Here is a 23922-nt window from a genome sequence, read left to right on the forward strand (position 1 = left end):
TTTTTCTGTACATTTTCACGAACCACTATTCATGAGTACAGCAGATTGGATCGTGTTATTTCTGACACTCTTAGTTATTGTCATTTATGGCGTTTATAAGAGTAGAGGTATAAAAAATATTGATGGATATCTTCTAGGTAATCGTTCTTTACCCTGGTATCACGTCGGATTATCGGTAATGGCGACGCAAGCGAGCGCCATTACTTTCTTATCTGCCCCCGGCTTAGCTTATTCCTCAGGAATGAGTTTTGTCCAATTCTACTTTGGTCTTCCGTTGGCCATGATTGTGCTCTGCATTACATTTGTTCCTATTTTTCATAAGCTAAAAGTATTTACAGCTTACGAATTTCTAGAAAAACGGTTTGATGTCAAAACCAGAGGGCTCACCGCCATTCTTTTTTTGATACAGCGGGGAATATCAACGGGTATTACCATCTTTGCACCGGCTTTAATTATATCGACCCTCCTTCATATTGATCTAACATGGACCACATTGGCCATAGGAAGTTTTGTTGTTATCTATACGACCTATGGAGGAACCAAAGCCGTGTCTCATACACAGTTGCTTCAAATGAGCATTATCTTTGGATCATTACTCGTAGCAGGTATATTAGTTATCCATCTGCTGCCAGAGTCCATTGGATTATCAAAAGCGCTTCATATTGCAGGAAAATCAGGAAAAACCAATGCATTGGATTTTACTTTTGACCTCAATAATAACTATACACTTTGGACAGGACTAATCGGTGGTTTTTTCCTACAGCTTTCCTACTTCGGGACCGACCAAAGTCAAGTAGGTCGTTATTTGACAGGGGCTTCGATCAAAGAAAGTCGCATGGGATTAATTATGAATGGTCTATTGAAAATCCCTATGCAATTTGCTATCCTGTTGATTGGAGTTCTGGTATTTGCCTATTATCAATTCCATCAGCCGCCCATTTTTTTCAACCAAGTCGAGATCAAGAAGCTCAAAGAAAGCAAATATGCTCCTGACTACCAGCTTCTCGAACAAAAGCATAGTGAGCTATTTAAAACACGTGAATCTGTTGTTCAGCAGCTTAATACAGCATTGGATCACGACGATGAAAAAAGAATTGCTGATTATCGATCCTCACTCGGTCAACTTAATGCAAAAATGCAGGTCGTAAAAGAAGGGACATTGGACTTAATCAAAAAAAACAACCCAACAGCGGAAACGAATGACAATAATTATGTCTTTCTTTCTTTTGTGACAAGCGTCTTTCCAAAGGGCCTAATTGGGCTACTCATAGCGGTCATTTTTCTCGCATCCATGGGGTCTACGGCAAGTGCTATTAACTCATTGGCCTCAACAACGACCATTGATATCTACAAAAGATTTATTAACCCTAACTCATCTGAAAAACAAGATCTTTTGTGGTCGCGTTTATTTACGTTGATCTGGGGTACATTTACTGTTATTGTTGCTTTGTATGCGAACAGATTGGGTAATCTCCTCGAAGCGGTCAATATCTTGGGCTCACTATTCTATGGTACTATCCTAGGGATTTTTATCGTCGCCTTCTACATGAAGAAAATTCAAGGCAAAGCTGTTTTTCTTGCAGCCATTCTTTCCGAAATTATAGTGATAGCAGTATGGACGATGAATAAGATTCCTTTTCTTTGGCTAAATCTTATTGGCTGCCTAGCTGTCATGTTAATCGCCTATATCGTACAACTGGGGGTGAAAGCACCTCGTCCTATAGAGGACAAAAGGGATCTTGAATAAAAAAAGCCTGATTGATCAGGCTCAGTATTTTTTATAGATATTGTACAATACACTCTTATCATATATGGTCAATTCGGGGGTTGTATCCCGAACGACAAATTTTCGCTTAAAGGCAACGATAGCGGCTTTTAGATTGGACGTATCATAACCAATAATTTTTAGCGCGTCTATCGCATTAAAGCTATCAGGAGGGGCCACAAGCTGTCCTTCATCATACCATATTCCAAAACCCCGTTCTGCAAGCTTTTTCCACGGGAAAAAAACGCTTGGATCATTCTTGCGTGATGGAGCGATATCAGCATGGCCAATAAAATTATTTGCTGGAATTAAATAACGCGATTTCAAGGTATCAAGCACAGTCATCAATGAATTAATTTGTGCCTCAGGAAAAGGCTCCCTACCATTATTATCCAATTCTATACCAATAGAACAGGAGTTCATGTCGACAATAGAACCCCATTTTGCCACCCCTGCATGCCAAGACCGAACATAATCGTTCAACATTTGTATAATCTCCCCATTCCGGCCAATGACATAATGTGAACTCACTTTAGTTCTTGGAATCTGAAAGGTTTTGATTGTCTGCCCAATACTATCTTGTGCTGTATGATGAATAATGACATAGTTAGGTTTACGAACATCATAATGTATGGCTTCCTCTTGGCGCCAATAAGGATGGTTTCCAGACTTCTGTAAAAAAACAACCTTTCTTTCCTCCGGTGTCAATAAATTGGTATCTGGCTTAGCTTCGACCTTTTCTTCCACAACCAATGCAGAAGCAAATGACGCAACTAGCGGTTTTGCAACCACTGGCTGTATCTTCGACTTGCAGCTTGCCAAAGACAGCAATGAACAAAGCAATATCCCTATTGACACAGGCCTTAACATTATTTTGGTAAACTATAGACTATACCCATCGCCAACGACTGGCTTAACTGTACTCTTGAAATGACATCTGGATCATAGATCATAATACCATTTAAGTTCACATTGATGACTCTCGTGACTTTTGCTGTTACAGTTACATCCAAACGGTGTGTAGGGTCGGAAAGTTTCTCGTAGTCAGCAAAAAGGTTATAACGAGCCTTTACATTCAGTTTATCTGTGAAGTTTTTGTCTAGGTTACCCGTTAGCTGAAATGCCAGTGCATTGGCAAAAGCCCGATCTTCCTTTACACCAAATCGTTCACCAGTACCCGCACTTGGATTGTTAGGATCTCTATAATAGCCATATTTCTCAAAGAAACCTTCTCCAGAACGAGGCTTAACACGCTCATCCAAAATAAAAGTTTGACGAGCAGTACCCGTACCAAAACGCAAGGAAAATTCGTTACTAGGCTTATACTCAAGACCGAAAGATTCTGTCAGATAAGCTGGAGCCATAAAAGCATTCTCAATATAGTCTATTGTATCTCTGCCGTTAACCGTTTTATACTTATAACCCGCATCAAATTGCGACTCAAATGTCACCGACGTAAACAATGCCCAATTGGCAGACAATTTATAAGAAAGCTTATTATCCCAAAATATACGGTCATTATTCTTCTTCGCAATATTATTGGTATTCTTTATCTTTCCATAACGTAAATCAACTTCGGTCACAAAATTGAAATTGTCCTTCGTATAATCCGATTTATGATTAGCATTCAATCCTACAGCAATAGAACCAACACCACCACCTTTCCAATTATCATTAAATGACGCCTGGTTTAAATTGATCCCGAATTTTGTCCAATGTTTCCAATAGTCTACCTCCAAGTTTAGTTTTGGAACTATAGGACGAATCGTTTTAATATTTAATGGTTGCTCTTTCTGTACAGAAATTACGGTATCTGGTTTTGCTCGAAGATCTTTCAGATCCTGTGCTTTTAAGCTGGTAATAGAAAGGCAAAGCAGAGCCATGCCGACAAAATTGAATAACTTCATTCTGAAAACGTCTATTTTTTGTTTACGGTACTAATTTATAATTAATTGTTGGAAAAGGCTCAATAAAATATTGCGAAGGGTTCAATTGATACCGTGAATAACAATCTTTGATATAATTCACCAATTCATAATCACTCGCTGAGAGAATAAAGAAATAGGAAGGTCTAAATATCCTTCTAAATCGTTCAGCTTCTTCACTATTTAATCCTGTAATCTTACTGATAAGCTCTTTCGTAAATTTGTAATCGATCACATTTTCCTTATAATCGTTTTCAATGGTTTTAGTTAGTCGACGTGCTCTTTTAGCCTCCTTGCTAAATAAACTATAAATTGAATTGATGCTTAATCCAGCCCCATTTGGGCCAACAGAAAATACGTCTCCATAACCCGCAAGACGATACGCTTTCTCATAATCCTCTTTTGCTTTTTTCAGAATTTCTTCTGGCGTCTTGCGTGCAAAAACTTGAACCTCATCAATATAAAACGATTCACGTACCAAATGAAACAGCAACAATCCACGGTTATCCACCTGAAGAGTATCTGAAAAATAGCCTTTACATATCGCAACAATATGATCTCCTAGTTGTGCATTAAAGACAAATTCTCCTTTGATAGTATTATAATTGACCTCCCCAGTACGTAAGTTGGCCAGCTTTACATTTCCAATACGTTGTTTGGTATTTTTATCAAAAACGATACCCTCTACTTTTTTATCTTGGCAAAAAAGTGGAGAAGTAAAGCCCACAAGGGCAATAAGTAGAAAAATATATCGCAATAGTATCACTTTCGTAAAACTACTATATCGCTGTACAAAAGCGAAATATTTAACATCTTTTAAAGCGTAACTATTTAGATATAACCAATAGCTGCCCTAAAGATAGCGCATCATCGGTAAGACCGTTTAGGGATTTGATCTGATCAACGGATACATTGTACAGCTTACTGAGCGAATATAACGTATCCTGAGCTTTAACCTCATGAATACGCATAGCTATCGGGCTCTTGATTTCTTCTGTCTTTACGACGGTAGGAGGTGTTTCTTGTACATTCTGCACGATCTCGACCTGAACAGTCTCTTCACGTACAACCTTTTCACGTGGCGATTCACCGCGATCGTATTGATCAAGATGATATCTTTCGATCATTTCGATCAGCAATTCAGGATAACGCGGATTGGTGGCGTATCCAGCCGCTTTCAAGCCTTTGGCCCAGCCTTTATAGTCGTTCTTATCCAACTTAAAGAGTGCCGCATATCGCGGTCGTAACAGAAACTCTGAGTGATCCCGAAAAGATTGTTCGGGATTTTCATAAACACGAAAGCAGTCATTGATATTATCATCGGGACGAGTCACGGATTTTCCTTTCCAAACTCCGCCACATTTAATACCGAAATGATTATTAGCCTCACGCGCAAGATAACTGTTACCATTACCGGATTCCAGTAAAGCCTGAGCAAGTTTAATACTCGCAGGAATACCATATTTATTCATTTCTGCAACGGCCACATCTTTGTAATGAGCAATATAGTCGTTGCCAGCCATGGTCGGTCGTCCCACAGAAGAGGATGAAGAAGTTTTTGAATTGGAGCCAGATTTAGAGGAGGATATTGTGCCTCTCCGGCTTGAACATGATGTAATCAACATCATGAATACAAACATGCCATAAAAAAACTTCTTCATGCAATAATGTCGCGCTTATTTTTTTGTTGACGAGAATCTATTTTGCTTAGCATCATTATCAAACATATCCAAATGATATTGTCTAATAGTAGCGAGTACTTTTGCTGTCCAACCTTTACTCGTGGAGTAACCCGAACGAGCAATCGCTTTTACCCAAGCTTCGTATTTTTCACCAGGATGTTTTTCAAAAAGACTCTGAGTAGTCTTTTTTCTTTTTACTATTCCTACAAAATCATCATACGAGTCCATTACAGACCGATAACCTTTGTAAGCTGACCGAATAACGGTACTGTTGTTTTTTCCTTTGACACCAAAATGGTTATTCAAATTTTTTGCTACCCTGCTACCACCATTTCCGCTTTCATGCATAGCGATGGCTAAGATAACCGATGCTGGAACACCGTGTTCCTCCATCATTTCTTTTGCTATTGGACTGTACTTATCGACATATGCCGCATTACTTTGAGCTGAAACTTTTGTTAATCCAAAAGTTCCCAAAGCTAGTAACAGTACAAAGCTTTTTAATTGTTTTAAATTCATGAAGAATGTTTTAGTTCACAAATTACTTCTTGCGTAAGGCAAAAAGTCCGTCTCGAATCGGTAATATTACCTTTTCTACGCGCTTGTCCTGAGCTAAACGTGCATTCAAATCAATGATCTGCTTTGTTTGGTTGTCTGGTTTTGAATCTAACACCTTACCTTTCCATAAGACATTGTCAATCAAAATAAGTCCCCCAGACGGAACTTGATTTATTATCGTTTCGAAATAATATAAATTTCTCTTTTTGTCCGCGTCGATAAATACCAAATCAAATGTTTCATCTAATGTAGGTAGTATTACCGCTGCATCTCCAATATGATAGTTGATTTTATCAGCAAATGCCGATTCATCAAAATAACCTTGGACGCGTTCTTGTTGCTCTGCATTGATATCGATAGTATGTAATATCCCATCTTCCTGCAGCCCTTCTGCGAGACACAACGTTGCGTATCCCGTAAACGTTCCTATCTCCAAGATACGTTTCGGAGCAACCAATTTACTCAATAAAGAAAGAACTCTTCCCTGGTAGTGTCCAGATAACATATGGGGCATTGTTTCCTTCAAATATGTCTCCCGATTTACCCTTTTCAGTAACGAATTTTCCTCGTCTGTAGTATGTTCCAAATAGGACTCTAAATCGTCGGCAACAATTTCCATAACCACAAAGGTACCAAAAAACATTTTTATGATAAAAACTTTTTTTTACAAAAAGCTGAATACCAGCTAAATACAATTATCCTTTTGTAAAGAGCATTTTTCGGAAATCGCGTCAGATGCATAAAAAAGCCATATTGCCATTTTTTGATTTTCTATTTTGTTTCCAAATTTCATCAAAAAAAAGTCCCCCTAAAAGATGATCTTTTAGGGGGACTTTTTTTATTATTAAACAACAAATATATTAAGCAAGATCAGCAGTGATCAAGCGTAAAAATTCGGATCTTGTGACATCATTTTGGAATGCTCCAGTAAATGCAGAAGTAGTCGTTACAGAATTCTGTTTCTGAACTCCACGCATCGCCATACACATGTGCTTGCATTCCATAACCACAGCTACTCCACGAGCGCCTAAAGTTTCTTGAATACAATCTCTGATCTCATTGGTGAGACGTTCCTGAACCTGCAGACGACGCGCAAAAATATCAACGACACGTGGTATCTTGCTTAAACCTACAATATGGCCATTTGGAATATACGCGATATGGGCTTTGCCAAAGAAAGGTAACATATGGTGCTCACAAAGAGAATATACTTCAATATCCTTAACGACGACCATTTGACTATAGTCTTCCTCAAACATAGCACCACGTAATACCTCCGCAGCATCGATATCATAGCCATGTGTCAAAAATTGCAATGCCTTTGCAACACGTTCTGGTGTTTTCACTAAACCTTCGCGTTTTGGATTTTCCCCCAGACATTCCAATATATCTGTATAATGAGCAGCGATGCGATCTACCTTTTCAGTATTGTATTTGTCGATCTTAATATATCCATCCAACTCTTCGTTGTCAAATGAGTGTTGACTCATAGTTTCTACTATTTAAATGTATTAAAGATTAATCGCCAAAATATTCGACGTAATTATTTTCTGTTTCATGCAAACGGACACTATGCAAGATCACACCCTGTTCATCAAATAACGGTTTTAAGATCTTAAATATTTCGATTGCGATATTCTCCGTAGAAGCCATGACTCCTTTCATAAAATCAACATCTAAATTGAAATTACGGTGATCGACTTTGTCAATGATACTACGATTGATTATTTCTTTCATGATCTTTAAATCTATTAAAAAACCAGTTTCCGGATTGACTTTTCCTTTAACTGTTACATAAAGATCATAATTATGTCCATGCCAATTTGGATTGGAGCAAAGACCAAATACCTGTTCATTCTGCTCCTTACTCCAGTCTTCACGATAGAGCTTGTGCGCAGCACAGAAACGTTCACGACGAGTTATAAATACCATAATAATACAAAGATAAGGCTTTAAGTGCAATTAAAACATCTCAATTTAAGGAATGCCGTCAGAATATAGTAATATAATGAAGTGCTTTCTCTTTTGTTGAACAAACAGACAAAAATCTAAGCACTTTATCCTTATTCATAACCCGCTTTCAAGAATGATTTGATATAAAATTTTGTAGCAGAGTGTAAATACTCCCTGTTTAAAAAGAACGACAACGAATGCTGATTTTTAAGGCCAATTTTCTTCTACTTTTAGTTAGGGTTTACTTAGGGTTTAGTTAGGGTTAGTTTAGGTTTTATATAGCTTTTACCTAAAGTACCCCTAACTAAACCCTAAACTAAGAGTATATAAAATCTAAACTAATTCAAGCGATTATATCGATCGATTAGCATTGTTTCCAATAACATCAGGACAAAAACTAAACAGTTCGTACAGGATTATAAAAGAGGAGATCATATCAAAAAAACAGTTAGCCCTATTAACATCAAGCTCGGGTTTCTAAGCAGGACTCATTGCAAGCATGATATTTTTATGTTAAAAAGAGATGCGCTTGCAAGATAATTTGTAATTTTCAATCCAAAACGAGCTCGTCATGCAAATATTAATTATTGCGGCTACTTCATTTGAATTGCAGCCTTTTCTGGAAGTGGTATCAAATTACGATCAATGCGATACCCTAGTAACTGGTGTAGGCATGGTTGCCACAGCATTTGAGCTGGGAAGAATGCTTCACGAAAAAAAATATGATCTCCTTATTAATGTCGGGATAGGAGGATGTTTGGATCGTACGATTGAAATAGGCTCGGTTATTCAGGTCGTTTCAGAGTCGTTTGTTGAACTAGGTGCGGAAGACGGTCATAATTTTATTCCAATAGATCAATTGGGCTATGGGAGGTCTACATTTACCTCGTGTTTACTGAATGACAAGGAGCTTAGGCTTCCTTTTCTAAAACAGGGGGAAGGAATTACCGTAAACAAAGTCCATGGTAGCACAGAAAGTATCGAAAAAATTAAAAAACTGCATCCCAATAGCCTTGTTGAAAGTATGGAAGGAGCTGCGGTTTTCTATGCAGCCGATAAAATGACAATTCCCGTGATTGAGATTCGCGGTATTTCAAATTACGTGGAAAGAAGGAACCGTGCCACGTGGAACATTCCGTTAGCGATAATGAATAGTAATAAGGCACTTATAAAAACATTGGAATATCTGAACAACTTATATTCAAAAATTTAATACAAAAGTCATTTACTTATTAAAAAATGACATAAAACTATAGAATTAGCGGGTTCAAATCTTCAAAATATCAATTTTAAATAGTAGATTTGTAATCTAAAAATTGACACTATTTTACAACTGATGAGAGAAATACAATTCAGAGAAGCACTTCGTGAAGCAATGAACGAAGAAATGCGTAAAGACGACAAAATATTTTTATTAGGAGAAGAAGTTGCTGAGTATAACGGAGCTTACAAAGTAAGTCAGGGTATGCTTGATGAATTCGGTGCAAAGCGTATCATTGATACACCTATTGCGGAACTTGGTTTTGCTGGTATTGCTGTTGGTGCTGCAATGAATGGTTTGAAGCCAATTGTTGAATTCATGACATTCAACTTCTCACTTGTTGCAATTGACCAAGTAATCAATGCTGCAGCTAAAATTCACTCGATGAGTGGTGGACAGTTCTCTATTCCGATGGTCTTCCGTGGTCCTACAGGAAATGCGGGTCAGCTTGCAGCACAACACTCTCAAAACTTTGAGAACTGGTTTGCAAATACACCAGGTTTAAAAGTTGTGGTTCCTTCGAACCCATATGAAGCTAAAGGTTTATTGAAATCAGCTATTATCGATCCAGATCCTGTTATCTTCATGGAATCTGAGGTAATGTATGGTGATAAAGGACAAGTTCCTGAAGAAGAGTATTACTTAGAAATCGGAAAAGCTAATATTATCCAAGAAGGTACAGATGTAACTGTTGTATCTTTTGGTAAAATGCTTCCTCGCGTTGTCATTCCTGCAGTTGAAGAATTGAAAAAAGAAGGTATCAGCGTTGAATTAATTGACTTGCGTTCGGTACGTCCTATCGATTACCCTACAATCATCGCGTCTGTTAAGAAAACAAACCGTTTGGTAATCGTGGAAGAAGCATGGCCATTGGCGTCTATTTCTACGGATTTAGCATTCAATGTACAACGTAACGCATTTGATTATTTAGATGCCCCTGTTATCCGCGTAAATTGTGCAGACGTACCTCTTCCTTATGCTCCAACATTGATCGAAGCTGCTTTACCTAGCGTTGAGAAAGTTGTTAAAGCTGTGAAAGAAGTATCTTATATCAAGAAGTAATACGAATTACATTCTTAAAAAAATTAAAATCCCTTTTACCCTGTAAAAGGGATTTTTTTTATATTTAAGCTGGCCGATTGTTGCTTATTAAAAAAATTAAAATTCCATATATGAAAAAATTAAGAATTGCCTCTTTGATGGCCGTATTTGTATTTCTAGTGATATCTGCTTCCGCACAAAAGAAATACACACTACGTGTAAATCCCGATTCAGGGAAAAAAATATCGCAAAACCTTGTGATGACAATGGATATTGACGCTGCTGGCCAAAAAATGGTTACAGACCTTAATATGGGCTTTGATATCACCAATACAACGAAAAAAGACAATATCTTCGCGTTTGACCTTAAATATACCGGAATAAACATGAAAATGAATATGGCGGGAATGGACATGTCCTACGACTCGAAAAACCCCGAAGCCAATGAGTTTTCCAAACAGATGCATGCTACTTTAGGCAAATTGCTAGAAAATAGCATTAGCTTTAATGTTGATCAACTTGGCAAATCTTCTGACATCAAGTTACCTGAGGGTATTAACATGCCGTTTGATAAAAGTATGTTCGAAAATATAAGTACAGTATTACCTGAACAGCCTGTTAAAATCGGTGACTCATGGACATCCAAAACGGAATCTGATGATTCAGGCATTTCGGTGGAGAGCACAATGACTTTAATAGAAGCAAATGAGCTAGGCTATAAAGTAAATGTTGAAGGAAAAATGTTCGGCCCGGATGCAAATCAGGTAGGCAACGTACAGGGGTTCTATGTCTTGGATAAAAAAACCTGCCTTACCAAGATAACAGAAATGACAAGTGCCGTGGATATGCCTGAAGCAAAAATAAAGACCACATTAAAAAGTCAATAAATGACTATAACAAAAAAATAGGGGCCAATAGGCCCCTATTTTTTTGTTATATATCAAATTTATGCGTTGATCTCTTCTTTGTATTGATCAGCAGATAACAAAGCATCTACATCAGCAACATTGTTCAATTTAATACGAACAATCCAACCTTCACCATAAGGATCAGAATTGACCAATTCAGGAGATGCATCAATAGCTTCATTAACCGATAAAATCGTAGCTGATACAGGTAAAAATAGATCAGAAACTGTTTTTACAGCTTCAATTGTACCGAAAACTTCATTAGCGGCAACTTCCTCACCTACAGTGTTTATGTCAACAAAAACGATGTCACCCAATTCACGTTGAGCGAAATCGGTAATCCCTACAACTGCTTCATCACCTTCAACACGAATCCATTCGTGATCTTTGGTGTATTTCAATTCTGCTGGAAAATTCATTGTATTTAATTTTTTGATTTTTAATGCCGTGAAGTTACAAAATATCTTTAATTGTCAAAAATGATATTCATCATAACATTTTTGTGTTTATTTTTAAGCTATGAATCCTCAAATCGAAAGACTTTACCAAATTTCACAAAAGAAAGAACGTCGTATTATTGGCCTGATGTCCGGAACTTCTCTGGATGGTCTTGATATCGCAGTATGCCGCATAGAAAATGCAGGTAAAACAACGAAAATACAGCTAGAGAATTTTACCACAATGGATTATGAGGATGATTTTAGAGCACGAGTACGTGAAGTCTTTGCAAAACGAAATATCGACCAACAGTTATTTTCGGGACTCAATGCTTATATTGGAGTCACACATGCCAAATTAATCAATACAGCATTACAACAATGGAATATACCAAGCTGCGAGATTGATTGTATAGCCAGCCATGGGCAAACCGTATACCATGCTCCCCAATCATTGACCAAAGACCGCAACTGGCCCAATAGTACCTTACAGATCGGCGATGGAGATCATATTGCCGTAAATACCGGCATCATAACCCTGTCTGACTTTAGACAGAAACATGTTGCTGCGGGAGGGGAAGGGGCACCTTTGGCGGCGTATGGCGACTATCTACTTTTCTCGCATGCGACAGAGAATCGATTCTTACTGAATATTGGCGGTATTTCTAATTTCACATTTATCCCAAGCCATCAAACAAAATTGAAAGCCTATGCAACAGATCTCGGTCCAGGCAATACAATGATGAACCAATACATGAAGGCTAATTTTAATCAGGAGATGGATAGAGATGCCTATATGGCCAAAAAGGGAGAAGTAAATGATGCGCTATTAAATCAATTATTAACAGAAGAATTTCTAACACTGCCCTTTCCAAAAACCACCGGGCCCGAACTATTTAATCTCGCTTATCTCGAAAAGGCGCAAGAGCGTTCGAAAACAACTCATATTCCACATGAAAACGTCATGGCGACCCTCAATCGCTTTGCGGCTCTTGCGATGGTCAACGGCATCCGAAAGCAGTCAGAAGGACTATCTGATGTGGCTGTATATATAAGTGGTGGTGGACTGCACAATCCATTGCTGTTTGATTACATCAAAAGGAGCTTACCTACCTGTAAAGTTGAAAGCTTTGCAACATTAGGTATCAATCCAGATGCAAAAGAGGCCGTCCTATTTGCTTTGTTAGCAAATGAAACTTTGGTAGGCAACAAATCCAATGTAGCGCAAATTAAAGATTCGCCCGCTGTCTGCATGGGCAAAATCAGCTTACCGGAATAATTAGTCCGTATCGATGGCTTCTTGTAAAAACTCTTTAAAAGGAAGCATACTTTTATAGGAAGCCACGATATTATCTAACGCATTTTTTGCAGATAAATCCTTAATAGTTAAAGATCTATCCAACACAAAACTTTTCAATTTGATAAAGTCAATAAAAGGATTATCCTCACTATAGCCCGCAGGGGCACGCTTCAGTAAATCTTCTTTGAAAAGTGCAATATTACCGCCTGTCAATACTGTTTTTAAAATTTCATCCAATTTATTACCGCTGTAATCAATTTCTTGTCTTATTGCCTCTAAATGTTGCTTTTCTGGACGCCAATACCCACAGGCAATAAATGAATTTTCTGCTCCAATATGAATATAGTACTCTGGTCCCTGCAACTTTCTTCCATCAACTGAAATTCCTGCCCCAAACCAACTTTTATAAGGTGTTTTATCATTTGAAAAGCGTGTATCACGGTAAATCCGAAACAAACATTTACTTGCTTGTATGGAAGTATTGATTTTAGGGTCAAACTCGCTCAAAGCGGCAATTAAATCTGTCAAAAAATTTCTCACATCGACCAATGCAGCTTCATATTTAGCTCTGTTATCGGCAAACCATTCCCGAGAATTATTGGCTTTCAATTCCGTTAAAAAATCAAATGTAGATTTTTGAATGTAACTCATAATACAATCAATTGATTAAAATTAAGAAAACATAGACCATAGGTGCCGCTAGTAACAATCCGTCAAATCTATCTAAAAAACCACCATGTCCGGGCAATATATTTCCGGAATCTTTCACGTGCAAACTACGCTTTAACATCGACTCCACCAAATCGCCCAATGTTCCAACAATACTAATAATTGCCGCTATACTTACCCATTGCCAGAGCGGTAGATAACCAAAATACTTCTCTAGATTCACTGCAGCAACAATTGCCAAAATCAATCCACCGAAAAAACCCTCCCATGTTTTCTTTGGCGAAATACGTTCGAATAATTTACGTTTCCCGAAGCTTCGTCCAGCGAGATATGCCCCTGTATCGTTTGTCCACAATAAGATCAAAAAACCTAAGGGCAGCACATAGTTAAAAGCACTTTGCATAAACCCTAATTTGGAAAATAGGAAAAAAGGTAATGTAACATAAGCTATTCCCAAAAAAGTATAGGCAATATCATTAAAAGGAAAAGCTCTCTTCTGAAAAAGTGAAATAATATAAGTCGCACTTATAAACGGAATAATCAGTGCTAAAAATTTTACCGCAAGCAGATCCATCGAAATTAAGGATCCCAAAACAAACAGTACCAAGGCCAGAGCGATACCAATCACTTTATTTGGGGCACGTTCTTCGGATGAAACTATTCCATAGAATTCATAAAGACACCATGTACTTAGCAGGGTAAAAAAGATGGAATAAACATAAGCTCCCAAAAGAGTAGCCGCTATCATAACAGCCACAAAGATTACTCCGGTTATTGCCCTTGTTTTCATAAACTAAAATCCCCTTCCGATTCCTCAATTAACCTTTCGGCTGCTTCGATAGATCCTTCGCTGACATAAAGTTCAATTTTCCCAAACAGATAAGAAGAATCTTGTTTATTCAACGCGACAGCCGGAATACCATTCTCTTCCAACATTTGCTTGACTATCTCGGCTTGAATAGCATTTGTATATGTTTTAATTTTTTTCCAATCGTTCTCCATTGTTTTCTTTTTGCGTTGATCGATAAAATAAGAATACAAAAATAAGAGTAAAAATGAAGGCTACAAGATATATCCACCAAGATTGTAACTCAAATGCATTGAGTTCATCATAACTCTTTCCCTGTCTTACGTAATAAAATGCTCCAATTGTGGCTCCGGCATTATTGACAAAGTGCCCAAAGATGGGCAATATGATGTTCTTGCTCCATACATAAAGATAGCCAAAAAAAGCGCCCAATAACATGCGGGGAACAAAACCAAAAAATTGCAGGTGTATCGCACTGAAGATAATAGCAACGAGCCATATAACCACATGCTGATTGCTCAACCATTTTCCTATTATTTTTTGCAAAATACCACGAAACAGCAATTCTTCACCTATGGCCGGAATTAAGGCCAGTACAACAATATTGTACAAAAAGCCGGATATACTCGACTCCATAATGATGCCCTTAATTAAATCACCCGATTCCTTTTCGCTACGCTCCATCCAACGCTGCAACGATTGCATATTGTCGGGTAATTGCAAGGATTCATTCCAGTGACCGATCAGACTCATCAAAGGCATAAACGAAAGCATTGCCAAAAATATATAGCCAAATTGCATTCCACTAGGCCATTTCTTCAGTTTAAAATACGTAATGCCATATCCTTCGCGTGTATTCATCAGATAAGATGGCACAACAAAAGTCCCTAAACTACTCATTAACAACATAAAGCGCATCTCATTGGCCGATCCATTCATTAAGGACTCCAACGAGAATACCTGCCTTGTGTATGTATAATAACTTGCAATAATCAGAATAGCAATAATCTGCGAAAGAATGCCAAAACCGATAACCATTAAGATTAATCGTAACAAAGATTGAAACGGATGGGGTGTTTGTTCAGGAAACATAGCTATTAAATATCAGTTAAAGATAGCAATAAAAGCAAGATTTATTAAAATTGTCGCGTTCATTCAAATTCTGCCGTCTAGTTTGTACTAGCCGAATGGCAACGCGCGATATCATCCAAATACAGTAAAAACTCCAACAGAGGTATTCGATCATCCCGAATATGAATACATTTGACACAGCATATATGATCAAAAAAAAGGCTTTGGAAAAATCCAAAGCCTTTTTTTAATATAGATTATCCTAATTCACTCGAATTGGGTCTGCAGGTTTCTGCAGATTTTTATACGGATATGTTTTCATTTCTTCCAACAATATTTTCACCGTTCTTTCAAGCTGTGGATCTCGGCCTTCCAAAAGATCTTTTGGTAATTGTTCGATAAATACATCAGGAGCGACCCCTTCATTTTCGATAATCCAATTTCCTTTTAGGTCATAAACACCGAAGTTTGGTGAAGTAATACGGCCTCCATCCAACAAAGGAGGGTAACCGCTTATGCCAACCAAAATCCCCATTGTTGTACGACCCACCAATTTGCCAAGTCCTTTAAAACGGAACATATAAGGCATCATATCCCCACCTGAGCCTGCATTTTCATTAATAATCATGGCTTTTGGTCCATAAATGCCATTTCCTGGAGTCGTAAATCCTTTTCCATCACGAATTCCCCAGCCAGCGATTAACTCGCGAGATAAGAGATCAATCACGTAATCGGCAACCCAACCACCACCGTTGTTCCTTTCGTCCATTAGAAGAGCCTTTTTATCCATCTGAGCGAAATAATACCGATTGAAATAGGTATACCCTTCAGCTCCGGTATTCGGCATATACACATAAGCTATTTGCCCATTGCTCAATTCATTTACTTTTTTACGGTTCCTTTCGACCCATTCCATGTTACGCAAGTTCATTTCATCACTAAACGAGATCGGTTTAACGATTACTTCTCGTGCGCCTACCAAAGAAGGTTTTGAATTGACCTTCAACGTAACTTGTTTACCAACAGTGTTGTCGAATAGACTATAAATATCCTTATCTTCAGTCAATTCAGTACCATTAACTGCAACAATATAATCTCCTTCTTTTATGTTTAATCCCGGTTCAGCCAATGGGGCTTTGAATGATGGATTCCATTCAAGACGCGTAAACAATTTGGCGATCTGATAATAACCATTCTTTAGCGTATAATCTGCTCCCAACACACCAACTGAAACTGATGGCGTGGAAGGTTGATCTCCTGGATAGATATAATTGTGTCCCACGACCATTTCTCCCATCATTTCGTTCAATAAATAACCAAGATCAGACCGATGGTTTACAAAAGGTAAGAATTTTTCATATTTGGTTTTCATCGCTTTCCAGTCAGCACCATGCATATTTTCTACATAGAAATAGTCTTTTTGCATTGACCAAACTTCATTGAATACCTGTTTCCATTCGGCTGCGGGATCCACCAATTGCTGAATTCCACCTAGCTTAACCTCGCCAGCAGTAGGAGAGGCTACTTTTTGCCCAGCTGTTACAATATTGAACCCATTTCCAGTTTGATATAACATCTTTTTACCATCGGCACTAATAACAAAACTACGTGCATTCTCCACCAAGGTTTTATTTTCAAGATCCTTAAAATCATATGCACCGATTGTTCCACCACGTTGATAAGTCAATTGATTCGGAACCAAACCATTTAAATTCCAGTAAGGACCGGCTGGCAAAGGGAGGGCAACAATTCGATTCTCTATACGATCAAAGTCTACCTGAATAGATTTATCAACCGGCTTGCTTGCAACTGACTCTTCCTTCTTATCCTTTTTAGGGGCTTTTTTATCATTCTCTTTTACACGTTCTTTTTTATTATTCTCTCCCTCTTCCTTTTTATCAGCTTTATCTTCACGGATTTGCTCATCATCACTATCGTTTTTAAAGAATGATGGTGTTTTGCTCGACAGGATAAAAGCATAGACTGCATAATCTACGTTACGCTGTACAGCGGACATATGTAAACCAGAATTTGTTAAACCTGTATTTGTACTCGCCGTAAAAAATAAATATTTACCATCTTGCGAAAATGCAGTACTGCGGGCAGAGCTCATACCATCCGTAATTTGCTGAGTTTTCTTTGTATCTAAGTTATACATGAACACAGCAGGTGCACCGTTTTCCAGTGTACGTATAAAGGATATCCATTTTGAATCTGGAGACCAACTTGGTTGGAAATGATTGGATACACGCCCGGTCTGACCACTTAATTTGTCATCGGCGACTTTGACAACAGCCTTGGAAGCAATATCAATATAGTACAGATTAAGATGCGCATCATTGTAAAAAAGCTTCTTTGAATCTGGTGACCAAGTAGGTTCAAAATAGAAATTGGTTTCCCCTAAATTAAAGTACAATGGCTGATCTTTTCCGAACTGATCCATCAGTACCAACTGATAGGATCCATTTTTATCTGAGATATATGAAACCCATTTACCGTTGGGAGACCAATCTGGAAAACGTTCATGTGAACCTGGTGAATTAGATAAATTTCGAGCTTCTCCTTTTTCCTTTGGTACAGTAAAGATCTCCCCACGTGCTTCAAATAACGCTCGCTGACCTGTAGGAGATAATGTAGCATAACGTATATCGTCCTTGATATCTTTATAATAAGGTCTTTTGTACATAACATCTGTATTCACAGTGATGTGCAAAGGAGTAATTTTATTTCCGTTTAGATTCAGTGTATTCAATACTCCAGCATATTCAAAAATCAAGTCGTTACCATTCCCATTCAAGGAACGTACATCATAATCTTTGAAATCTGTTAGTTTTTCAACCTTTTTAGTTTTGGTATCGTAGCTAAAAATATTGACAATTTTATCGCGGTCAGATAGGAAATAAACCTTTGTTCCCAACCATAATGGCTTAACATCATTACTTTTAACATTCGGAATAGTCTCGATTTCTTTTGTTTTGGTGTCAAAGATCCAAATGGTTGGCATACCACCACCCCGGTAACGCTTAAAGGCTACTCGATCTCTTTCAGTAGGATCAGTATTCTTGATGTAAGCCCAATAACGACCATCGGCAGAAGGGCTTCCTTGAGTAGCCTCAGGCATAATGAGCGCCTTGTCCATTCCCGACATTTGAATATTGGAACTGTATAATCGTGGACTTAAAGCATAGGTGAAATCACGAGATGTAGTATAATATACTTCATCATTATTGAGCCATCCGCGCAATACATCGGACGAGGGATGATAAGTGATACGTTTTGGCTCTCCACCCGTTACAGGGATTACATATACGTCTGTATTTCCGTCATAATTGCCTGTGAATGCTACTTTCTTGCCGTCTGGAGAAAACATTGGATTCTGTTCCACCCCTGGATTTGTTGTAAGGCGTCTCGGATTTGCTCCGTTTTTGTCGGCAATCCAAATGTCTCCACCATAGACAAAAGCGATATTATTGGCGCTGATACTTGGATTTCGAAGCAATAAGGTTTCTTGCGCTTTTGTTTGCAGAAAGGATGTCCCGAGCAAAAAGGCAGCAAATAACTTGAAATGAGTTTTATTCATAAACGTTTAAAGGTTAAATTTACCACACACAAAACTACACTTTTGTAAAGTGGACCTAGTTAGTATATCAACAAAGTTGCATAAAAAATATGATAAAAAAAAAGTCCTGCTTTCCAGCAGGACTTTCCTTTATCTTTTGAAGATTAGAAACCGTACTCTTGTTCGATTTCTAACACAATTCCTTCATCGACCAAAACGCGACCACAGTGCTCACAAATGATGATTTTCTTACGTTGACGTATTTCTGATTGCATTTGAGCAGGAATCTTATTATGACATCCTGAACAGCTATCGCGATCAATCGACACAACAGCAAGTCCGTTTTTGAACGAGTTACGTAAACGGTAATATACCTTTACCAAACGTTCTTCGATATTAGCTTCAGCCTCAGCAGCTTTAGCCAATAATGCATCTTCTTCCTTTTGAGTTTCAGAAGTAATTGTTTCCAATTCTTTCTTTTTTCCCTCAAGCTCGTTTTTGCTATACTCAAGATTACCTACAGTAGTATCGTAGTTTTCTGTCTTGTTGCGAATTTCGAATTCTGCTTCTTTAATTCTTTTTTCACAAACCTGAATCTCAAGACCTTGAATTTCGATTTCTTTCGAAATAGCGTCGTATTCACGATTATTTTTTACCTCATTTAACTGCGACTCATATTTTTTGATAGCAGCTTGGGCATCCTTAATCATGTTTTTACGCTTAACGATCGAATCTTCTAAATCGTCTAAGTCTATTCTGATCTTCTCAATACGAGTTTCTAAACCCGCAATCTCATCTTCAAGATCTGCAACTTCCATAGGCAATTCACCACGAACTTGGCGAATCTTGTCTATTTTAGTATGTATGGCTTGTAAAAGCCATAATGCTTTCAATTTTTGTTCTACGGTTTGTTCCATCAACTGTAGTATTTTATAGGATTTGTATCTATTTCTGTTGTTAAGGTTGCAAAGTTAGGAAATTTTTTCGTAATAATGTCGTACAATAATTCTTGCGTAAATTGTTCGCTCTCAAAATGTCCCGTATCTGCAATCACTATTTCACCTTCAGCATCAAAAAATTCATGATATTTATAGTCTGCTGTAACAAAAAAATCAGCGCCAGAACGTTTGGCTGCACCAAGTAAAAATCCACCCGAGCCACCACAGACAGCTACACGACTAACTTTTTTATCTAATAAGGCTGTATGACGAATGACATTCAACCTCAGTTTGTCCTTAAGATAAGCTAAAAATTCCAATTCAGCCATTGGTTCAGCCAAATTTCCAATCATTCCAGCACCAATTTCAGTGGCCGTATTTTGAATATCAAACAAATCATAAGCTACTTCCTCATAGGGATGAGCTTCATAGAGTGCTAAAAGTAACTTCCTTTCATTAGATTTCAGGTAGATAACCTCAATTCGTGTTTCCTCTACACGCTCTTGAACATCAATCTCCCCAATGGTAGGATCGGCCCCTTTTAAAGGTCTAAAACTACCATAACCTGCCGTATTAAAACTACATTGATCATAGTGTTTTCCGATTTTACCTGCACCCGCATCAAACAATGCCTGTCGGACATCTTCAACATGACTCCTTGGTACAAAAACGACCATTTTTCGCAATACATCTGTTTTAGATTCCAGTATAGCCTGATTTTCTAATCCCAATTTATCGGCAATTTTCGTGTTCACTCCACCGGTAACATTGTCGAGATTTGTATGAATGGCATATAATGCAACTTTATGTTCAATTGCTTTAATAACCGTACGCTCCACATAATTTTTTCCATTAAATTTTTTTAGGCCCTTAAAAACAATAGGATGATGCGAAATAATTAAATTACATCCTTTATCAATGGCCTCTTTTACAACAGCTTCTGTGCAGTCCAAAGAAATGAGCACTTTTGTAATCTCTCTATTGGCGTCGCCCACAATAAGCCCAGCATTATCATAAGACTCCTGCAAATCTAAAGGAGCCAATTGCTCCAAATAATCAATGACTTCTTTAATTTTCATGGTCTACAATTACCTCCTTTTCTCTAAATTTATTATGTTCTTCCAAAATTCTTCTATTCGCGTTAATTTCAAACCAATAATTAGCCAAGGTCACAAAATGCATAATGATCAGTACACCGGAAATGGAAAGTGGGAGTGGAATATTTGTGGCCAAGTAAATCCATGCATATAGCGATCCTTTCCTAAACGTAGGGTTTTCTTCCACAGCTATTTTCCGATCATAAAATTCATTGATCAAAGAATCCCTTAGACGCGATGCAACCTGAAAATTCCAATAAATATTAACCAGCGGAATGGCAGCTAACCAGGATTGGTTAGGCGTCATTAATCTATTTTCTTTGGCGACCAATTTTAAGGTCTTTCGAATTGTATTTGCAAATAAAAGCCATACAATAATACGTATAGCCACAATACCCATAGCGGTATAAATTACTTCAGGCTTACTTAACTCTTTTATTAATTCCTCTTGCGTCATTGAACTATTTATTGCTTATTTATTATTCCTGTTCCAACAAATCTACTAATTCTTTCAACCTTTTTATTTGTGGATTATGATCTCCAACAAATTCGATTGTTTTAAAACCCATGGTTTTAGCTTTCTTATAAAATGGGTAAAAATCGTCCTCCTCAATTGCTGTACCATCCATATAAGTCAAAATGTATGTACCTGGGATCTTAAGTCGTTTCGGATTTTTTAAGATAATCTTATCTGTCATTGTTTTTAGCGGGTGGGGGACATCTCTAGGAAGCTTCTTAACGTCCTTCACCCAGAAAGGAAAAATATAACCATCCTTTTCTAATCTTAGCAGTCCATTTGCTGCAGTAGATTTCCCCATTAAGTTTATTACCGATTGTTGATCCTCCGGAAGTATAGCATCCAAGTAAACCAATTTACGTATTCTATCCGGAAGACTATCGGCCACAGCCGTAATTACCATACCACCATAACTATGTCCCACCAGTATAATATCATGAAGATCTTCAAACAGAATCGTATTTACAACATCATTAACGTGAGTTTGCAATCGAATAGAAGTATCTGCTAAATGATAACGCTCACCCAAGCCTGTTAGTGTAGGGCGGTAAACCTCATTTCCCTTCTTCGCTAACTCAACAGCAGTATTTTTAAACTGCCAAGCTCCACCCCAAGCTCCATGGACGATCACATACGTAGAAGACTGCGCAGAAACATCTTTACCGAATCCAACTAATGAAAAGAAAAATATAATAAATAGTAATCTACAGTGATTCATGGTTTTATATATTTAATCATTCTCGAAACTTAACAAAAACTATTCAGAAACTATTCAGAAACTGTATTGATAAGCCAGTTTACATTTTATTTAAAACTAAATGTGACCACTCACTTACTTTGTTAAAACATAATTCAATCTGCTAAAAACAGCTTTTAGCTGCTCAACTAAGCCTCATCAATGAAGATAGGGTAGGGGGGGAGCTATAAAAACATCATGCATAAAGTAAAAAAATAGTAGGCTTTTTATGATAATCATACGATCGTTTTCTCCACTCAGCAACCGTCAAACTTTGGATATTTTCATCGGCCGCAGTTACATTTGACGCAACACAGAGTAAGCTGGAAGGTTTACATATTTTTAGTAGATCAGCCAAAAGCTGATTATTTCTAAATGGAGTTTCGATAAAAATCTGAGTCTGCTTTTCGCGTGCTGATTGTTGTTCGAGATTTTTAATTTCCTTAGCTCGATCAATTTTATCGATAGGTAAATACCCATGAAAAGCAAATTTCTGACCGCTAAATCCAGAAGCCATAAGCGCTAGTAAAATAGAGCTTGGTCCAACAAGAGGAACTACTTTAATACCCAATTGATGTGCCCGTGCTACAATAGAAGCTCCGGGGTCAGCAACACCAGGACATCCTGCTTCAGACATTAAACCAACATTTTTGCCCTGTTTCAAGCCGCCAAAAAAGTCGTTTATATTTCCCTTATCCCGCGCATGTTTTCCATAATCATGAATTTTTAGTTCGCTCTGCGGAATCTTTAAACCTGCAAGTTTTAAAAACTTACGAGCCGTTTTTTCATTTTCTACAATATACTCGTCCAATGAATTGATTGTTTCCACTAAATATGCAGTAAACGATTGGAAAGCTGCGTCATCACTCAATGGAACAGGAATTAAATATAAGATACCATTTGCCATAATACAAACCTACTAATTAAGGTCCATTTGGCTATACTAATTTTAAACTTAGCATTATTTAACCTTTTAAAATGATTATAATTTCGATTTTTAAACTCATTATTAGTATTTTAGCGTAAATATTCATTGCAACAATAAACATCATTCAAATGATCACACAAATTACAGAAGGCGTAAAAATCTCGGTTGAAACCATCTATCAATCAGAGTATTCGAATCCGGACCGTGAACATTTCATGTTTGCTTATCATATCAGCATAGAAAATCTCAGCGATTACACGGTTCAATTGATAAGTCGCTATTGGAAAATCTTTGACGCAAAAGGAGACTATAGGGAGGTATCTGGAGAAGGGGTAGTAGGCGAACAACCTATTATAGAACCTGGCCAGACTCATCAGTATACCTCAGGTTGCAATCTCAATAGCGAATTCGGATTCATGGAAGGATATTACAATATGATCCGAACACTGGACAACGGCAGCTTTCAAGTTGAAATACCACGTTTCAATCTGATAGCTGATTACGCATTGAATTAATTTTATCAAGGCAGTATCATTATTGCCAATTAATCAAATAACGAAGCTTTTTTCGCATCGAATAAGAAACTATTTCTTTATTTTTGCGAGCATTCCAAATGAACAAGCTAACCTCGGGGTATTATTATTTTACCCGATGGCAAATGCTAGCATTTGATCGTATGCCACCCGATAGATTAAATTAGTCAGCAATCAAAACGATTATTGATTCAATATATAAATAAATGATAATCAGCAATAAATTATTAAAACAC

At 37.5% G+C, this 23922-nt stretch carries 25 protein-coding genes; 6 read left to right on the forward strand and 19 right to left on the reverse strand.

From position 1 onward, the window contains the following. The first annotated feature begins 31 nt into the window (after positions 1 to 31). Entirely contained in the window at positions 32 to 1747 is a 1716-nt protein-coding gene (locus tag K2F45_RS27155) for a sodium:solute symporter family protein (RefSeq protein WP_075990404.1), read from the forward strand. Between the two features lie 21 nt (positions 1748 to 1768). Here the strand turns inward: K2F45_RS27155 and K2F45_RS27160 are convergent, their stop codons facing one another. The 8 genes from K2F45_RS27160 to K2F45_RS27195 form a co-directional block, all read right to left on the reverse strand. Next, complete coding sequence (locus tag K2F45_RS27160) at positions 1769 to 2623, reverse strand: N-acetylmuramoyl-L-alanine amidase (RefSeq protein ID WP_232475646.1); 855 nt, start codon at positions 2621 to 2623, stop codon at positions 1769 to 1771. Positions 2624 to 2634: 11 nt separating this feature from the next. Next, positions 2635 to 3672: a DUF3078 domain-containing protein gene (locus tag K2F45_RS27165; RefSeq protein ID WP_075990406.1), complete on the reverse strand. Its 1038-nt coding sequence runs from the start codon at positions 3670 to 3672 to the stop codon at positions 2635 to 2637. Positions 3673 to 3694: 22 nt separating this feature from the next. Next, positions 3695 to 4447 (reverse strand): hypothetical protein, encoded by a 753-nt coding sequence (locus tag K2F45_RS27170; protein WP_220801722.1) that lies wholly within the window; start codon positions 4445 to 4447, stop codon positions 3695 to 3697. 70 nt (positions 4448 to 4517) lie between these two features. Continuing rightward, positions 4518 to 5351 (reverse strand): glucosaminidase domain-containing protein, encoded by an 834-nt coding sequence (locus K2F45_RS27175; protein ID WP_075990408.1) that lies wholly within the window; start codon positions 5349 to 5351, stop codon positions 4518 to 4520. A gap of 15 nt (positions 5352 to 5366) precedes the next feature. Next, entirely contained in the window at positions 5367 to 5891 is a 525-nt protein-coding gene (locus K2F45_RS27180; protein WP_046673195.1) for a glucosaminidase domain-containing protein, read from the reverse strand. 22 nt (positions 5892 to 5913) lie between these two features. Next, on the reverse strand, positions 5914 to 6549 hold the full coding sequence (locus K2F45_RS27185) for an O-methyltransferase (protein WP_075994564.1): 636 nt from the start codon (positions 6547 to 6549) through the stop codon (positions 5914 to 5916). A gap of 241 nt (positions 6550 to 6790) precedes the next feature. Then, positions 6791 to 7420, reverse strand: a complete 630-nt coding sequence (gene folE, locus K2F45_RS27190) for a GTP cyclohydrolase I FolE (protein ID WP_075990409.1) — start codon at positions 7418 to 7420, stop codon at positions 6791 to 6793. 28 nt (positions 7421 to 7448) lie between these two features. Beyond that, on the reverse strand, positions 7449 to 7862 hold the full coding sequence (locus K2F45_RS27195; RefSeq protein ID WP_070562714.1) for a 6-pyruvoyl trahydropterin synthase family protein: 414 nt from the start codon (positions 7860 to 7862) through the stop codon (positions 7449 to 7451). A 592-nt stretch (positions 7863 to 8454) separates the two neighbouring features. Here K2F45_RS27195 and mqnB point away from each other — a divergent pair. The 3 genes from mqnB (at position 8455) to K2F45_RS27210 (ending at position 11072) form a co-directional block, all read left to right on the forward strand. Further along, the gene (gene mqnB / locus K2F45_RS27200; RefSeq protein WP_075990410.1) at positions 8455 to 9096 is read left to right on the forward strand and encodes a futalosine hydrolase; all 642 of its coding nucleotides are present in this window, start codon (positions 8455 to 8457) and stop codon (positions 9094 to 9096) included. A gap of 123 nt (positions 9097 to 9219) precedes the next feature. After that, positions 9220 to 10206, forward strand: coding sequence for a pyruvate dehydrogenase complex E1 component subunit beta (locus tag K2F45_RS27205; RefSeq protein WP_046673190.1), 987 nt, complete (start codon positions 9220 to 9222; stop codon positions 10204 to 10206). Between the two features lie 110 nt (positions 10207 to 10316). After that, the gene (locus K2F45_RS27210) at positions 10317 to 11072 is read left to right on the forward strand and encodes a DUF6263 family protein (protein ID WP_157625820.1); all 756 of its coding nucleotides are present in this window, start codon (positions 10317 to 10319) and stop codon (positions 11070 to 11072) included. 59 nt (positions 11073 to 11131) lie between these two features. Here K2F45_RS27210 and gcvH read toward each other — a convergent pair whose 3' ends face one another. After that, positions 11132 to 11512, reverse strand: coding sequence for a glycine cleavage system protein GcvH (gene gcvH / locus K2F45_RS27215; RefSeq protein ID WP_075990412.1), 381 nt, complete (start codon positions 11510 to 11512; stop codon positions 11132 to 11134). Between the two features lie 100 nt (positions 11513 to 11612). On the opposite strand from gcvH, the gene K2F45_RS27220 reads away from it, so the two are divergent. Then, on the forward strand, positions 11613 to 12809 hold the full coding sequence (locus K2F45_RS27220) for an anhydro-N-acetylmuramic acid kinase (RefSeq protein WP_075990413.1): 1197 nt from the start codon (positions 11613 to 11615) through the stop codon (positions 12807 to 12809). Here the strand turns inward: K2F45_RS27220 and K2F45_RS27225 are convergent, their stop codons facing one another. From K2F45_RS27225 to K2F45_RS27270, 10 genes are all read right to left on the reverse strand, one after another. Continuing rightward, on the reverse strand, positions 12810 to 13481 hold the full coding sequence (locus tag K2F45_RS27225) for a DUF2461 domain-containing protein (RefSeq protein ID WP_075990414.1): 672 nt from the start codon (positions 13479 to 13481) through the stop codon (positions 12810 to 12812). Between the two features lie 7 nt (positions 13482 to 13488). Further along, a complete protein-coding gene (locus K2F45_RS27230) occupies positions 13489 to 14289 on the reverse strand; it encodes a phosphatidate cytidylyltransferase (RefSeq protein WP_075990415.1) in 801 nt (266 codons plus the stop codon). Continuing rightward, positions 14286 to 14501, reverse strand: coding sequence for a putative signal transducing protein (locus K2F45_RS27235; protein WP_083663420.1), 216 nt, complete (start codon positions 14499 to 14501; stop codon positions 14286 to 14288). Before K2F45_RS27235 ends, K2F45_RS27230 begins: the two co-directional genes overlap by 4 nt. Continuing rightward, positions 14476 to 15399, reverse strand: coding sequence for a CPBP family intramembrane glutamic endopeptidase (locus K2F45_RS27240; protein ID WP_248932740.1), 924 nt, complete (start codon positions 15397 to 15399; stop codon positions 14476 to 14478). The genes K2F45_RS27235 and K2F45_RS27240 overlap by 26 nt, the downstream gene beginning before the upstream one ends. Positions 15400 to 15640: 241 nt before the next feature. Then, positions 15641 to 18958, reverse strand: coding sequence for a S41 family peptidase (locus K2F45_RS27245; RefSeq protein ID WP_248932741.1), 3318 nt, complete (start codon positions 18956 to 18958; stop codon positions 15641 to 15643). A 143-nt stretch (positions 18959 to 19101) separates the two neighbouring features. Then, entirely contained in the window at positions 19102 to 19854 is a 753-nt protein-coding gene (locus K2F45_RS27250) for a zinc ribbon domain-containing protein (protein WP_046673181.1), read from the reverse strand. Next, the gene (locus tag K2F45_RS27255; RefSeq protein WP_088163391.1) at positions 19854 to 20954 is read right to left on the reverse strand and encodes a Nif3-like dinuclear metal center hexameric protein; all 1101 of its coding nucleotides are present in this window, start codon (positions 20952 to 20954) and stop codon (positions 19854 to 19856) included. Before K2F45_RS27255 ends, K2F45_RS27250 begins: the two co-directional genes overlap by 1 nt. After that, positions 20944 to 21429, reverse strand: coding sequence for a hypothetical protein (locus K2F45_RS27260; protein ID WP_153847935.1), 486 nt, complete (start codon positions 21427 to 21429; stop codon positions 20944 to 20946). The genes K2F45_RS27255 and K2F45_RS27260 overlap by 11 nt, the downstream gene beginning before the upstream one ends. A 22-nt stretch (positions 21430 to 21451) precedes the next feature. Beyond that, positions 21452 to 22207, reverse strand: a complete 756-nt coding sequence (locus K2F45_RS27265; protein ID WP_075990419.1) for an alpha/beta hydrolase — start codon at positions 22205 to 22207, stop codon at positions 21452 to 21454. A 214-nt stretch (positions 22208 to 22421) separates the two neighbouring features. Beyond that, a complete protein-coding gene (locus K2F45_RS27270) occupies positions 22422 to 23132 on the reverse strand; it encodes an SAM-dependent methyltransferase (protein ID WP_248932742.1) in 711 nt (236 codons plus the stop codon). Positions 23133 to 23281: 149 nt separating this feature from the next. Between K2F45_RS27270 and apaG the strand changes: the two genes are divergently transcribed. Then, complete coding sequence (gene apaG / locus K2F45_RS27275) at positions 23282 to 23668, forward strand: Co2+/Mg2+ efflux protein ApaG (protein WP_046673176.1); 387 nt, start codon at positions 23282 to 23284, stop codon at positions 23666 to 23668. The last annotated feature ends 254 nt before the right edge of the window (positions 23669 to 23922 follow it).

The sequence above is a fragment of the Sphingobacterium siyangense genome (genome assembly GCF_023277505.1).
GTDB classification, from domain to species: domain Bacteria; phylum Bacteroidota; class Bacteroidia; order Sphingobacteriales; family Sphingobacteriaceae; genus Sphingobacterium; species Sphingobacterium siyangense.